We start from the raw sequence: 14,103 nt of genomic DNA, 5'->3' as shown, positions 1-14,103 counted from the left end.
CCTGCCTGCATAGAGCGGCCCAGGCTGGCGGCGTTCGAGCGTTTCCGGCCTGGTCAGCACCCCGATACCATTCCTGAGACTTTCTTGAATTATCGAAACTCGAATGTAAGATTCGCCGGGGAGGAGAATGAAGTTATCGTGATCGCCACCACGTTAGGGGGTCAAGGATGCCTGCCCAGGACACGGCCGAGCCCGCCACTGGAATCACAGTGACCATCGCCGTGCCAGCCGCCTCGGCGGAAGGAACCGGCGCATGAGGCCGCTCGAAGGCATCCGCGTTCTCGAAGTCGCCATGTACGGGTTCGTGCCGTCGGCGGGCGCGGTGCTAGCCGAATGGGGCGCCGACGTGGTCAAGGTCGAGCACGCGGTGACCGGTGATCCCCAGCGCGGGCTGCGGCAGACCGGGATGCTGCGCGTCGAAGGCGATCCCAACCCCAACATCGAGCACGCCAACCGCGGCAAGCGCAGCATCGGACTCGACATGTCGGTGCCCGCGGGCAAGGAAGTGCTGTACGAGCTGGCTCGTCGCGCCGATGTCTTTCTGACCAGTTTCCTGCCAGACCACCGGCGGAAGTTCGGCATCGACGTCGATGACCTTCGGGCCGTCAACCCGAACATCGTCTACGCGCGGGGGAGCGCGCTCGGCCCGCGCGGCGAAGAGTCGACCAAAGGCGGCTACGACATGACCGCCTTCTGGTGCCGAGCCGGCACCGCCGCCACCATCACCCCCGCCGGCATGCCGGGCATGATCGCGCCGCCCGGACCGGCGTACGGCGACACCATTTCGGGTACCAACCTCGCCGGTGGCATCGCGGCGGCGCTGCTCAAGCGTGAGCGCAGTGGCGAACCGTCCGTCGTCGACGTGTCCCTGTTGGGCAGCGGGCTGTGGTCGATGGGGCACACAGTTGCGCTGACGAACCATTTGGGGCAGCGCCTGGAAGCGCCGCCACCCGGGGTGCACGGGGCGCCCAATAACCCGTTGGTGGGGCTGTACACGACATCCGACGGGCGCTACATCTCCTTCGTGATGATGCAGCCCACCAAGTTCTGGGCCGACGTGTGCCGCCATGTCGACCTGCCGGAGTTGGCGGACGACCCGCGCTTCGACACCGTAGAGAACATCGCCGCCAACACGGCCGATGCGGTGGAATTGCTGACCAAGGCCATCGCCACCCGCACGCTGGCGGAGTGGAGCGAACGCTTCGCTACGCTCGCCGGCCCGTGGGCTCCCGTGCAGGACACCCTACAAGCGGCCAACGACGCACAGATCCGCTCGAACGAGTACCTGGTGCGGGCGGGTGAACTCGAGCTGGTGGCCAACCCGGTACAGTTCGACGTCGCAGCGCCACAGACCGGGCCAGCGCCCGGATTCGCTGAGCAGACCGACGAGATCCTAAGGGAGCTAGGCCTCGACTGGGACCGCATCATCGAACTCAAGACGGCCGGCGCCGTCACCTAAAACTCTGGAGCCGCAATGTGTCAGCCCACCAACGAATGTGACGTTGTCTGCGCCCGCGCTGCGGTTACAGGCCGTCCGATAACGGTTCTGTGTTTTTTGCTCCACCTGGACTCGGCATGAGTCATAATCGCCGGACGCTTCAAGACGGGGAGCTGAGCGTTTTGGGGCGTCAACTCACGCGATTGAACGGAGGCCCCGGCGTGAGGATCCGAAGCGCTGCCGCGCCGATGATGGGCGCCGAATCTCAGCTGTCCGCTGGGCGTTTCGTGGTCGGCGGGGCCTGCTTGGGACGGCTGGTTGAGCCGACGTTACCTCAACCTGTGCGCAACAACAAGACTGCCGGTCTCGTAGCGGGGGGAGGGGCAGCCGCCTATGGCGACTAAGGGAGCAGACCACTGGTCGGCGGGGTTGCCGCAGCTGAAACTGAAGTGGGACCTCTCGGGACCCATGCAGGCCGTCGGCGCCCTGTTCGCAATGTCGGCGGACGCGGTCAAGTTTGCGTTCCGCCGTCCTTTCCAGTGGCGCGAGTTCTTGGAGCAGTCGTGGTTTGTCGCGCGGGTGTCGCTGGCTCCCACCTTGTTGGTAGCGATCCCGTTTACCGTCCTGGTGAGCTTCACGCTCAATATCCTTCTGCGCGAGCTGGGCGCGGCGGATCTATCCGGTGCGGGTGCGGCATTCGGTGCGGTCACCCAGCTGGGCCCGCTGGTCACGGTTTTGATCGTGGCGGGGGCGGGTGCTACGGCAATGTGTGCTGACCTGGGGGCCCGAACGATTCGTGAAGAGATCGACGCGATGGAAGTGCTGGGCATCAACCCGGTGCAACGGTTGGTCACCCCGCGCATGCTGGCTTCCGGACTGGTCGCCTTTTTGCTCAACAGTCTCGTCGTCATCATCGGCGTCCTTGGCGGCTACGTCTTTTCGGTGTTTGTGCAGGACGTCAATCCCGGTGCATTCGCCGCGGGTATCACCTTGCTCACCGGCGTGCCCGAAGTGGTCATTTCGTGCGTCAAGGCAGCGCTTTTCGGCCTCATCGCCGGGTTGGTCGCTTGCTATCGGGGCCTGTCGATCACCGGCGGTGGCGCCAAAGCTGTCGGCAACGCGGTGAACGAAACCGTGGTCTATGCGTTCATGTCCCTGTTCGTCGTCAACGTGGTGGTCACCGCGATCGGCATCAAGATGACGGCGAAGTAGGGCGATTATGGCGCTGAGGGCTACATATCCGCGATTAAGCCGCCAACTCGAGAGGCCGGTCGCCCTGATGGGGCGGATCGGCGACCACACCCTCTTTTACGGCAAGGCGCTCGCTGGGGTGCCCTTCGCAGCCAAGCATTACACGCGCGAAGTCGTTCGACTGATCGCCGAGATCAGCATGGGCGCGGGCACTCTGGCGATGATCGGCGGAACCGTGGTGATCGTCGGGTTCCTGACGCTCGCGGCGGGCGGCACCTTGGCCATTCAGGGGTACACCTCGCTGGGCAATATCGGCATCGAGGCGCTGACGGGGTTTCTGTCCGCGTTCATCAATGTGCGCATCGCGGCGCCGGTGGTCGCCGGGATCGGTCTGGCCGCCACCTTCGGCGCCGGGGTGACTGCTCAGTTGGGCGCCATGCGGATCAACGAAGAAGTCGATGCCTTGGAGAGCATGGCCATTCGGCCCGTTGCCTACTTGGTGAGCACCAGGATTCTAGCCGGAATGATGGCTATCACCCCGTTGTACGCCATCGCCGTCATCCTGTCGTTCGTGGCCAGTCAATTCACCACGACGTTTCTGCTCGGACAGTCGCAGGGTTTGTACCAGCACTACTTCAACACGTTCCTGAACCCGATCGACTTGTTGTGGTCGTTCCTGCAGGCCATCTTGATGGCACTCACCATCCTGCTGATCCACACCTACTACGGTTATTTCGCTTCGGGCGGCCCGGCCGGTGTCGGTAACGCGACCGGTAACGCCGTGCGCACCTCGCTCATCGTCGTGGTCTCGGTAACACTGCTGGTCTCGCTCTCTATCTACGGCACGAACGGCAACTTCAACCTGTCCGGTTAGCTTCAGGAGGTGGAACGGCAGTGACGCAGAGTGTGCCAGCGGGTCGCGGCGCGGTCGCCGGCCGCCCCCCGCGCACCGGTCATGCGCGGCCGCCGGCCGGACGGAATTACCTGCCACCCCTGCTCGGACTGGCCACCGTCGTCATTATTGGCGTGATTTTTGCCGTCGCGGTGGGTCTGTTTCAGGGCTCTTTCACCGAAACCGTGCCGGTGACCGTGATCTCGCAACGAGCCGGCCTGGTGATGAACCCGGACGCCAAGGTCAAGATGCGTGGCGTGCAGGTGGGTAAGGTCGACTCGATCCAACCGCTGCCCAACGGCCAAGCGGCCATTCATTTGGCGATGGACCCATCCCAGTTGCACTTCATCCCCAGCAATGTGCTCGTCAACATCGCGTCCTCGACGGTATTCGGCGCGAAGTCCGTCGAACTGGTGCCACCCGATCAGCCCTCGGCGCAGCGGCTCCGCGCCGGCCAGACGCTGCAGGGCCAGCACGTCATGGTCGAAATCAACACGGTGTTCCAGCAACTGGTGTCGGTGCTGTCGCATATCGACCCGCCGAAGCTGAACGAGTCACTGGGTGCGCTGGCACAAGCGTTCAGCGGGCGCGGCCCACAGCTTGGCCAATCGCTGAGCGACTTGAATTCGTTTTTGGCCAAATATGAGCCGAGCCTTCCCGCTCTCAGGCATGACCTTGCGGTCTTGCCGGCGGTGTCCAACGCCTACGCCGACGCGGCACCAAACTTGGTGAAGACCGCGGCGAACGCGACCCGGATCAGCAAGACGCTCGTCGATGAGCAGCACAACCTGGATGCGTTGCTGATCAGCGCGATCGGCCTGGCCGACATCGGAAACGACGTCTTGTCCCAAAACCGCGAACCGCTGACGAACGTGCTGCATCTGTTGGTGCCGACCACCGATCTGACCAACGAATACCATGAGGCGCTCACCTGCAGCTTCGGCGGACTGATAACGATCGCGCACAGTCCGCCGCTGTCGGAACCGAGCATCAACATCTCGGCGAGCCTCACGTGGGGCGGCGAACGCTATCGCTATCCGACGAACCTGCCCAAGGTAGCGGCGACGGGCGGCCCGAAGTGCTTGGGGCTGCCGCAAATACCGTTCAACTCGGCACCGCCGCAGTTCATCACCGATATCGGCGCCGACCCGGTCGGGTACGGAAACCCGCAGCTGCTGATCAACTCCGATCTCCTCAAACAGCTGTTGTACGGGCCGATTGCCGGCCCGCCGCGCAACTCCGCTCAGATCGGACAACCCGGATGAGGACGCGCGCCACGCTGATCAAGTTCGCGATCTTTGCGATCGTGATGGCGATGCTTACCGCCTTCCTGTTCTTCATCTTCGGCCAGTACCGGACGGGTTCGACGTCCGGATATTCGGCGGTGTTCACCGACGTGTCGCGCCTGAAGCCGGGGCAATCGGTACGGGTCGCGGGGATCCGCGTGGGCACGGTCAACGACGTTTCACTGCAGCCCGACAAAAAAGTGGTGGTGAAGTTCGACGTCGATCGCAACGTCGTCCTCACCGAAGGCTCCCGGGCGGCGGTCCGCTACCTGAACCTGGTGGGCGATCGCTACCTCGAACTCGTCGACGGCCCGGGCTCGACCAGACGCCTGCCGGCCGGCGGTCAGATTCCCGTCAACCGCACCGCACCGGCGCTCGACCTCGATCTACTGCTCGGCGGATTGAAACCCGTTACCCAGGGCCTGAATGCGCGCGATGTCAACGCGCTTACCTCGGGTTTGTTGCAGGTCTTCCAGGGTCAGGGCGGGACTCTCGAGTCCCTGTTCGCCAAGACGACGTCGTTTTCGAACGCCTTGGCCGACAACGATCAAACCGTGCAGCAACTCATCGACAACCTCAACATCGTCATAGGCACGATCGACAAGGACGGCAAGCAGTTCTCCGGTGCGATCGATCGCCTCGAGCGATTGGTCAGCGGGCTGTCGGATGACCGCAACACCATCGGCTCCGCCATCGACGCCCTGGACCACGGAACCGCCTCGCTGGCGGACCTGCTGAGCAGCGCGCGGCCGCCGCTGTCCGGCACCATCGACCAGTTGAACCGCCTGGCACCGATTCTCGATGACGACAAGGACCGCCTCGACGCCGCAATCGCCAAGGCGCCGAAGAACTACCGCAAGCTGGTCCGGCTCGGCGTCAACGGCGCCACCATCCCGTACTACCTATGCATGTTGGAACTGCGGGGAACGGATCTCTCGGGCAAGACGGTGAAAGCCCCCATATTCAGGTCAGAAGCTGGAAGGTGCACGGAACCCTGATGCTCAAGTATCGCGGAGCTGCACTTGTCAAGGCCGGACTCATCGGCGTCGTTCTGGCGGTGATGGTCATCCTGGTCGGCCTGTCGCCCGACCGGTTCACGCAATGGGCGACGATGGTCAGGTACCAGGCGCTGTTCACCGAAGCCGGCGGCCTCGCCACGGGCAACCCCGTGATCGTGTCGGGGATGAAGGTCGGCACTGTGTCGGATGTGAAGCTGCGCCATGGCGATGCGCTGGTGACGTTCGCGATGAAGGGCAACATCCTGCTGGGGTCGGAGACGTCCGCGCACATCCGCACCGGCACGCTGCTGGGCGAGCGGATGCTGACGTTGGAGTCCGCCGGCGCCGGCACGATGCATCCGATGGCCCTCATTCCCGTCTCGCGCACGTCTTCGCCCTACTCGCTGACGGAAGCGGTGAGCGACCTGACCACCGACACCGCCGGAACGAACACCACTGCACTGAACCAGTCATTGGACACGCTGGCAGTGACGCTCGACCAGATCGCGCCGCAAATGGGGCCGGCCTTCGACGCACTCACCCGCTTATCGCGGACCCTCAACAGCCGCAACAAGAGCCTGGGCGAGCTGTTCAAGAGCGCCGGCGACGTCACCGGTGTTCTTTCCGAACGCAGCATGCAGGTCAACAAGCTCATCCTCAACTCCGACTCTCTGCTGCAGGTGCTGGTCGCGCGCCGGCAAGAGATCGTAGATCTACTGGCCAACACGTCAGTGGTGGCCAAGCAGCTCACGGGATTGGTGCACGACAACGAGAGCAAATTGGCGCCGACGCTGGAGAGGCTGAATTCGGTGCTGGCGATGTTGGAGAAGAACCGCGACAACATCAGCAAAGCACTGCCGGGTCTCGCCAAATTCGAGATCACGGTCGGTGAGGCCATCTCAAGCATGTATGCGTACTCGGCGTTCGTCCCCAACTTCCTTGTCCCGCAGCTCTTCCAACCGTTCTTCGACTACCTTTGGGGTTTCCGCACCTTCGATACTTCCAAGGGTCCCGGCCACCCGTCCCCCGTACCTCGCGCGCTGATTCCGTGGCCGTACAACGGTATTCCGGTGTGCCCCGGCTGCACGTTGGGCGGCAGAATCGGAGGATCGCAGTGATCCCCCGCAAGAGGCTAGGGGCCTTGACCGCGGTTGTCCTGGTCGGACTGATCATTGCCGGTGCTGCCGTTCTCGTCCGCAATGCGTTCTACGGCCCGAAGACGATCACCGCTTACTTCACCACCGCCACCGCGATCTATCCGAATGACGACGTGCGGGTCTCGGGTGTGAAAGTCGGCAGCATCAAATCCATTCAACCGCAAGGCACGCAGGCCAAGATGACCCTCAAGGTCGAACACGATGTGCCCATTCCGGCGGACGCCAAGGCGGTTATCGTTGCCTCGAATCTGGTGTCCGCCCGCTATGTCCAGCTCTCGCCGGCCTATCGAGACAGTGGGCCGGTCATGCGAGATGGGGCAGTGATACCGATCGAACGCACCGCGGTGCCCGTCGAGTGGGACGAGGTCAAAACCCAGTTGATGCGGCTGGCAACGGATTTAGGGCCGAAGAGTGGTGTATCGGGCACGTCGGTGGGCCGGTTCATCGACAGCGCCGCCAACGCGCTGGACGGCAACGGCGACAAGCTGCGGCAGACACTCGGTCAACTGTCCGGGGTAGGCCGGATCCTCGCCAATGGTAGCGGCAACATTGTCGACATCATCAAAAACCTGCAGACATTCGTCGGCGCGCTGCGCGACAGCAACGTCCAGATCGTGCAGTTCAACGACCGCCTGGCCACGCTCACCAGTGTGGTCAATGACAGCAAATCCGACCTGGACGCGGCGCTGACCGATCTGTCGACGGCGGTCGGCGAGGTGCAGCGTTTCATCGCCGGGACCCGCAACCAGACGAGCGAGCAGATCGCCAGGTTGGCCGACGTCACGCAGGTCCTGGTCGATAAGCACATGGCTTTGGAAAACATTCTGCACGGCGCACCGAACGCGCTCGGCAACTTCTTCAATGACTACAACGCCGACACCGGAACCATCGTGGGCGGCTTCGGGATCATGAACTTCGCGAATCCCACGTGGGGCGGTCAGCTTCTGCTGTCCTTCCCGGGCTGCACGCAGATCGGCGCCATCGAGAACATCACCGCAGTCGAATCGGGCAAGCTGTGCTCGTTGTTCCTCGGCCCGGGGCTGCGACTGCTCAACTTCAACAACTTGCCGATTCCCATCAACATATTCCTGCAGAAGTCGGTGGACCCGTCCAAGATCCTCTACAGCGAATCGCGTCTAGCGCCCGGGGGCGAGGGCCCCAAACCGGGGCCACCGGAAATCCCGCCAGCGGTGTCCGCCTACACCGGTTTGCCCGGTGATCCGGTGGGACCACCGGGTGCGGTGCCGCCGGCGCGGATACCGGGCGCGGCGATGCCGTTGCCGCCGCCGCCGTCCACACCGGAAGCGCCACCTCCGCCTCCCGCGCCGGGCGTGTCAGGCATGCTGCTGCCGGCGGAAGGGCCACAACAATGATCGCCCGGGTTGCGGCTCGGCGGGTGTTCGCAGTCGGGTGTTGCGTGGTGTTGACGGCGACGGGATGCGCATTCCACGGCCTTAATTCACTCCCACTGCCCGGCGCGGTCGGACGTGGCCCGGGGGCCGACATCTACCACGTCGAGCTCCCGAATGTCGGCACGATGGAGTCGAATTCGCCGGTGATGGTCGACGATGTCGTAGTCGGCAGTGTCGGAGCGATGCGGGTGCAGGGCTGGCACGCGGATGTCGAGATCTCGGTGAAGCGCGACGTCGCCATCCCGGCCAACGTGGTCGCCACCGTCGGTCAGACCAGCCTGCTGGGGTCGATGCACGTGGAGCTCAACACGCCACTCGGCCAGCAGGGAAGGGGACGGCTGCAGCCGGGCGCCACCATCCCGCTCAGCCGGTCATCGGCCTACCCGTCGACAGAACAGACGCTGTCGTCGCTGGGCGCGGTCGTCAACGGTGGCGGACTAGGACAGATCGGGGAGATCATCCACAATTTCTCCGCCGCCCTGTCCGGGCACGAGGGTGCCGTACGTGATTTGCTCACTCGTCTCGACACCTTCGTGGGAACGCTGGACGATCAGCGGAACAACATTGTCGACTCCATCCAGGCGCTGAACCGGCTCGCCGGCACATTCGCCGGACAACGCGACGTTCTCACCCAGGCGCTGCAGAAGATACCGCCCGCGCTCGATGTGCTGATCAAGGAGCGGCCGCGCCTGACGGCCGCCCTGGACAAACTTCGCGTCTTCAGCAACACCGCCACCCGATTGATCAACGACTCTCAGGCCGACCTGGTCAAGAATCTGCAAAACCTGGCGCCGACCATCCGAGCGCTCGCCGACGTCGGGCCGGAGTTCGGAACGGCGCTCGCGGCCGGGTTCGTGTTCCCCTTTACCCAGAACTTCGTCGACCGAGCCGTCCGGGGCGACTATTTCAACCTGCACGTCGAGCTCGATCTGTCGATTCCAAGGCTCAAGCGAGGACTGCTGTTGGGGACCCATTGGGGGGAGCTCGACGCGCCGGAGCCCCCAGCGCCGGGGGAGCCGTATTACTTGAATTACACGCACGACCCGATGCATGACCCCCTGAGGCCACCCTGGGTTGACCCCGCGAGCCTCCCTCCGCTGCCAGGCCCTCGGCCGGCTACGGCTCCGCTGCCCGGACCGCCGCCGGGTGCGGCACCACTGCCCGGACCGCCGCCGGGTGCGGCACCGCTCCCTGGACCTGCGCCGGGTGCGGCGCCAGTGCCGGACGCGGGTCTCGGTCAAACGGCGCCGCCCGCAGAGGCGCCCGGAACGGGATCGGGTGGATAGATGCTGACGCGCTTCGTCCGTATCCAGCTGGCGATCTTCGTGATCGCCGGGACCATTGGCGTGATCGCGATGGTCCTCTTCTACATCCAAGCGCCGACGCTACTGGGCATCGGTCGGATGACCGTGACACTGGAGCTGCCGGCCACCGGCGGCCTGTATCGGTTTTCCAACGTGACCTACCGCGGGGTTCAGCTCGGCAAGGTCACCTCGGTAAGTCTGACACCGACCGGCGCGAAAGCCACACTGTCGCTTAGCAGTTCGCCGAAGGTCCCCGCGAACCTGACGGCGAAGGTGCTGAGCGTTTCCGCGGTGGGCGAGCAGTACGTGGACTTACAGCCCAAGACCGATGCGGCGCCCTACCTGCACGACGGCTCCGTAATCGCCATGCGCGACACGACGATTCCGCAGCCGGTCGGGCCGATGCTCGACCAGCTCAATGCCTTGGTTCAAAGTATCCCGAAGACCAAACTCGGCCAATTGCTTGACGAGTCCTTCCAGGGCTTCAACGGTGCCGGCTACGACCTTGGGTCACTGATCGATTCCTCGCAGACGCTGTCCCGCGACGCCAACGGCGTCGTCGATCGCACCCGAGCCCTCACCGAAGACACCGGGCCGCTGCTGGATACCCAAGCGCGCACTACCGACTCGATCAGGACGTGGGCACGCAGCTTCGCCGGCATCTCGGATACGCTGGTGGACAACGATTCCCACTTCCGCACCATCTTGGAAAGAGGCCCTGAGGCTGCGAACGAGGCGTCGCGGCTTCTAGAACAAATCAAACCGACGCTGCCGGTGTTGCTTGCCAACCTGACCACCATCGGGCAGATCGGTGTGACCTATCACCCCTCGCTAGAGCAGCTGCTGGTGTTGCTGCCGTCGGCGGTTGCTATTGAGCAGGCCGCCTCCCCCACAAATGATCCCGACGGTCTGGCCAAAGGCGACTTCGCACTCACGATCGACGATCCGCCCATCTGCACGGTCGGATTCATGCCGCCCAACACATGGCGATCCCCGGACGACCTCAGCGACATCGACACACCCGACGGGTTGTATTGTAAACTCCCGCAGGATTCACCGCTCTCGGTTCGCGGCGCCCGCAACTACCCCTGCATGGGTCATCCGGGCAAGCGGGCCCCCACTGTCGAAATCTGCAACAGCGACAAGCCATTCATGCCGTTGGCGATGCGCCAGCACACTCTCGGTCCCTACCCCCTGGATCCGAACCTGCTTTCCCAGGGGGTCCCGCCCGATGACCGGGTTACTTCCAATGACCGGATCTTCGGGCCGGTCGAGGGAACGCCACTGCCGCCGGGAGCGGTGCCGCGCGGCGCACCCGCGGGGCCGCGGGGCGAAAATCCACCACCGGGCACGGTTGGGGCCGCTGTTCCGCCGGTGCCGTCGTCGGGCCCCCCCGCGCTGGCGCCTATGTCGAGAATGTCGGCCGACATCCCACCCATAGCACCACTCGACGTCCCTGCTCACGGGGAACTTCCAGCGGCGCCTGCCGCGCCCGCACCGCCCGATCCTGCACCCGCCGACGCGGCCGGCGGCGGAGGACCGCAGGCGGCGCCAAGCTCATTCGGAGCCAAGGCATCCAAGCCCGCGCCGTCGATCGTGGTGGCAAAGTACGATCCGCGCACTGGTCGTTATGTCGGTCCCGACGGCAAGTTGTACCAGCAGTCGGATCTCGTTGCTCCGAAAGCGCCCAAGACGTGGAAGGACATGCTTCCGACCTGAAGCATTCTTGCGATTCCGGAACGGTCTGGAATGAGCAGGGCGATAGAGCTACGAACGGCCGGTCAGCTCAACTTGTCCAGGCGCAGCGGCATGGTGATATCGAGCCATTGGTTTTGCCCGCACGCTCCGGTCGGGCCAACCGTTTTGTCCTTTCCGGCGAAGGTCGACGACCCGAGTTGATATCCCCCGTACTCGTTCACCGGATAGAAAAAGAAGGTCTGCTGTCCGGTGAACGCGGTACCGTCCTCGCACCTTTCCCAGTTCGGCACTTCGCGTTTCGACTTCCACATCTGCCCATCGATCATGTATATGGGTGCGCTCCAGCCCTGATCGCTGGTCACCGTGCCGTGGCATTCCTGAAACGTGACGCACGATGAGCTGATGGTCCATGTCTGGATGACCGTGGGCTCGCCGTAATATTGATCATTCCGCTGTGCATAATCGCCGATTGACGTGGCGCGGAACGTCCCGTTGACGGCCACCTCTTCCTTCGTCGTTGCCCCGGCTGTGGATGCGGTGCCCAATATGCCGAAAACCGTGGCAGTCAACAGCGTTGCGGTAGCAAGTGTTCGAACTGAACGCATCAAGTGCTCCTCGACGGGAATAATCCGACAGCGCCTATGGCAGCTTTTCGGCATCGGTTGCGGCGTTCTTGTGCGATGAGAATAACACCGGCGCGGCCGCCTGGGAACCGATTGAAATCGAAGTTGGCAGCGGTCACAACAGTGGATCCAATTTCGAGATCAGCCAGGAATTTTTGATCTTCGTCAATGTCACCCGGGCGCTGCTTGCCGTTGTCTGCGGTTCAGGCACCGCTTTGCTCGTAGCGGTCTGGTTGATAAAAACCAAAACGATGGCTGAATTCGGGTGCAATTCCGAAACGGCGGCCCGAACCACCTGGGCCGTCTCTGTGACCTGCTTCTGCTGCGCCATCGCCGCGATCTGTTCGGTGAACTTGGTGTAGTAGGCGAGAAAATCACCGGTCAAATATGACTTCGCCTTGGCGAAATCGCGGTTCAGATCGCCGGGAGAGTACGACAGCACCGCTACGGAACCGTCTGACGCCGCGCGGATTGCCCGCTGCGCCGCCGCGTCACCGATCTGCTGATCCGGCCGGTACATAACGAAGAACAAACCGGCAGCGACGCCCACCGTCGTCGCAACCAAAACCGTCCCGACTATCGAACGCCACCGCGCCGAACACGGGCGGATCCAGCGCTTGATCGTGGCCAGTGCTGTGGTGCGAGGCGATCCCGACGAAGCGGGTGGCCGCTCACTCTGGCCGGGCGGCGTGGTCTCGGTGGCGTCCAGCGACGAGCCATGCTCGACAGTCATTGCAGGAAATCGACTTTCGACATTTTGAGCCGACCGCCGTCTCGCTTGAGGTCGACGCTGAGCCGCCACACGACAGGTGGCTGCATTGTGTTGTCGGCATTGGTGACATCGGATTTCGCCGCGACAAGCACGACCGCCGAGTCATCGGTCAACGATTCGACCGCGACGGCTTCCACGGTGGCCTTGCTGCGCGCCTTCGACTGCGCCGCCTGCTTGGCCATTAGGCCTGACATCACCGATATCTGGTTCTTGAAGTCGCCCGTCGAATCGTCGATGACCCGCTGGAAGTCCTCCTTGGCATGATTAGCGTCAATCGACATCAGCGCCGTGACCCGTTGCGTAGCTGCCGCAGTGAATTCAGCGGCGAGTTGCCGTTTGTGCGCGATCACATTGTGCTGCCACACCATGTACCCGCTGGCACCGAGGGAAGCGGCAGCGAGCACAATGCCGACGCCGGCGGCTATTGTTTTGCGCCCCGGGCGGCGGAGCCACCGTGGTCGCCCACGACCCCGCAACGGCAACCGTTTCCGAGTCCACTTCGGGGGGCGCTGCTCGACATCTTGGGAAGGGGCGGTTTCGGCTGCCTCGCGCAGCTGCAAGACGCGTGCCCGCGCCGCCTCGGCGCGCGCTTCAGCCTGGGCGACTTCGTTGTCTTCGTCCAGTTCCGAGGCGGAAGCTGTGGCACCGGCGGTCGACTGCGGTTCGTTGGGATCAGTCGCCTCCGCCCGGCCGCGATGGTCGGCTTCAGGCCCCTCCGGATCGTGCACGGAGAACGAGCTTATCACTTCGGTCCGGCCCCAACGGCGTCGTCCCACAGCATAAATCGTGCCCCTTACATGCGGAAATGTTCGTCCGGCAGATAACGAGGCGTAGTGAGTCGGGGTGGCCCGGCGCCGACGGATCCTTGGTTCAGATGATGCTCTCCAACGAGGAGAATTTTCTTTTCGGATGTGGCAGAGTAATCGGGTGCGATCGTTCGTGGCCCTGGTTGCTGCGTTGCTCGGCGCGGGTGTGCTGGCGGCGCCGCCGGCCATCGCCGGGCCGACGGTCTGCGACTACCCGGCCTGCACCCCAGGCATCATGCCCCATCAGGTTCTCGGTGCGCCGTGTGACAACACCACCTACTATGCCTTCGGTGTAGCCGACGGATACGTTTCCTTCGCCTCGGAACCCGGACGGCTGATGTTCTGCGGCTCGCCGCGGAGATACCAGCCGCGATGGTTCCGGTCACCGCCGATGGCGGGGGTCAAGGAAGAAAACGCGGAGTGCTCGAACTATCTGAACTACGTCGCGCAGGCGCCTGATGGCCTGTTCCTGATCTGTATTGCTCACGACGGCATAACAAGCTGGGTCCGCGCCGACACATAGGCG

Annotated in this window: 13 protein-coding genes; 10 read left to right on the top strand and 3 right to left on the bottom strand. The window is 63.8% G+C overall.

Translation table 11 applies throughout. The features are described from left to right. Window positions 1–253: 253 nt before the first annotated feature. From A5686_RS24750 to A5686_RS24710, 9 genes are all read left to right on the top strand, one after another. The gene (locus A5686_RS24750; RefSeq protein WP_067939936.1) at window positions 254–1,459 is read left to right on the top strand and encodes a CaiB/BaiF CoA-transferase family protein; all 1,206 of its coding nucleotides are present in this window, start codon (window positions 254–256) and stop codon (window positions 1,457–1,459) included. A gap of 372 nt (window positions 1,460–1,831) precedes the next feature. Next, complete coding sequence (locus tag A5686_RS24745; RefSeq protein ID WP_067939934.1) at window positions 1,832–2,650, top strand: ABC transporter permease; 819 nt, start codon at window positions 1,832–1,834, stop codon at window positions 2,648–2,650. A 7-nt stretch (window positions 2,651–2,657) separates the two neighbouring features. After that, on the top strand, window positions 2,658–3,503 hold the full coding sequence (locus A5686_RS24740) for an ABC transporter permease (protein ID WP_067939932.1): 846 nt from the start codon (window positions 2,658–2,660) through the stop codon (window positions 3,501–3,503). A 20-nt stretch (window positions 3,504–3,523) separates the two neighbouring features. Then, window positions 3,524–4,786, top strand: a complete 1,263-nt coding sequence (locus A5686_RS24735) for an MCE family protein (RefSeq protein WP_067939930.1) — start codon at window positions 3,524–3,526, stop codon at window positions 4,784–4,786. After that, a complete protein-coding gene (locus A5686_RS24730) occupies window positions 4,783–5,805 on the top strand; it encodes an MCE family protein (protein WP_067939928.1) in 1,023 nt (340 codons plus the stop codon). Before A5686_RS24735 ends, A5686_RS24730 begins: the two co-directional genes overlap by 4 nt. Continuing rightward, entirely contained in the window at window positions 5,805–6,923 is a 1,119-nt protein-coding gene (locus tag A5686_RS24725; RefSeq protein ID WP_067940079.1) for an MCE family protein, read from the top strand. The genes A5686_RS24730 and A5686_RS24725 overlap by 1 nt, the downstream gene beginning before the upstream one ends. Beyond that, window positions 6,920–8,335, top strand: coding sequence for an MCE family protein (locus A5686_RS24720; protein ID WP_369829743.1), 1,416 nt, complete (start codon window positions 6,920–6,922; stop codon window positions 8,333–8,335). Before A5686_RS24725 ends, A5686_RS24720 begins: the two co-directional genes overlap by 4 nt. Continuing rightward, on the top strand, window positions 8,332–9,660 hold the full coding sequence (locus tag A5686_RS24715) for an MCE family protein (RefSeq protein ID WP_067939925.1): 1,329 nt from the start codon (window positions 8,332–8,334) through the stop codon (window positions 9,658–9,660). Before A5686_RS24720 ends, A5686_RS24715 begins: the two co-directional genes overlap by 4 nt. Next, the gene (locus A5686_RS24710; RefSeq protein WP_067939922.1) at window positions 9,661–11,397 is read left to right on the top strand and encodes an MCE family protein; all 1,737 of its coding nucleotides are present in this window, start codon (window positions 9,661–9,663) and stop codon (window positions 11,395–11,397) included. Between the two features lie 62 nt (window positions 11,398–11,459). On the opposite strand, the gene A5686_RS24705 is transcribed toward A5686_RS24710, so the two are convergent. The 3 genes from A5686_RS24705 to A5686_RS24695 form a co-directional block, all read right to left on the bottom strand. Then, window positions 11,460–11,981, bottom strand: coding sequence for a hypothetical protein (locus tag A5686_RS24705; protein WP_067939921.1), 522 nt, complete (start codon window positions 11,979–11,981; stop codon window positions 11,460–11,462). 133 nt (window positions 11,982–12,114) lie between these two features. Then, the gene (locus A5686_RS24700; protein WP_067939919.1) at window positions 12,115–12,732 is read right to left on the bottom strand and encodes a hypothetical protein; all 618 of its coding nucleotides are present in this window, start codon (window positions 12,730–12,732) and stop codon (window positions 12,115–12,117) included. Then, on the bottom strand, window positions 12,729–13,499 hold the full coding sequence (locus tag A5686_RS24695) for a hypothetical protein (protein ID WP_067940077.1): 771 nt from the start codon (window positions 13,497–13,499) through the stop codon (window positions 12,729–12,731). Before A5686_RS24695 ends, A5686_RS24700 begins: the two co-directional genes overlap by 4 nt. A 181-nt stretch (window positions 13,500–13,680) precedes the next feature. Here A5686_RS24695 and A5686_RS24690 point away from each other — a divergent pair, with 181 nt between their 5' ends. Next, the gene (locus tag A5686_RS24690) at window positions 13,681–14,100 is read left to right on the top strand and encodes a hypothetical protein (protein ID WP_197520697.1); all 420 of its coding nucleotides are present in this window, start codon (window positions 13,681–13,683) and stop codon (window positions 14,098–14,100) included. Window positions 14,101–14,103 lie beyond the last annotated feature (3 nt).

This window comes from Mycobacterium sp. E2479 (genome assembly GCF_001667925.1).
In the GTDB taxonomy this organism is placed as follows: Bacteria; Actinomycetota; Actinomycetes; order Mycobacteriales; family Mycobacteriaceae; genus Mycobacterium.
This window is presented reverse-complemented; position numbering and strand designations above follow the sequence as displayed.

Coding starts and splice junctions, on each gene's coding strand:
- A5686_RS24740 (WP_067939932.1), top strand. CDS start 2,658: ATGGCGCTGAGGGCTACATATCCGCGATTAAGCCGCCAACTCGAGAGG.
- A5686_RS24690 (WP_197520697.1), top strand. CDS start 13,681: ATGTGGCAGAGTAATCGGGTGCGATCGTTCGTGGCCCTGGTTGCTGCG.
- A5686_RS24745 (WP_067939934.1), top strand. CDS start 1,832: ATGGCGACTAAGGGAGCAGACCACTGGTCGGCGGGGTTGCCGCAGCTG.
- A5686_RS24705 (WP_067939921.1), bottom strand. CDS start 11,981: ATGCGTTCAGTTCGAACACTTGCTACCGCAACGCTGTTGACTGCCACG.
- A5686_RS24700 (WP_067939919.1), bottom strand. CDS start 12,732: ATGACTGTCGAGCATGGCTCGTCGCTGGACGCCACCGAGACCACGCCG.
- A5686_RS24710 (WP_067939922.1), top strand. CDS start 9,661: ATGCTGACGCGCTTCGTCCGTATCCAGCTGGCGATCTTCGTGATCGCC.
- A5686_RS24715 (WP_067939925.1), top strand. CDS start 8,332: ATGATCGCCCGGGTTGCGGCTCGGCGGGTGTTCGCAGTCGGGTGTTGC.
- A5686_RS24730 (WP_067939928.1), top strand. CDS start 4,783: ATGAGGACGCGCGCCACGCTGATCAAGTTCGCGATCTTTGCGATCGTG.
- A5686_RS24725 (WP_067940079.1), top strand. CDS start 5,805: ATGCTCAAGTATCGCGGAGCTGCACTTGTCAAGGCCGGACTCATCGGC.
- A5686_RS24750 (WP_067939936.1), top strand. CDS start 254: ATGAGGCCGCTCGAAGGCATCCGCGTTCTCGAAGTCGCCATGTACGGG.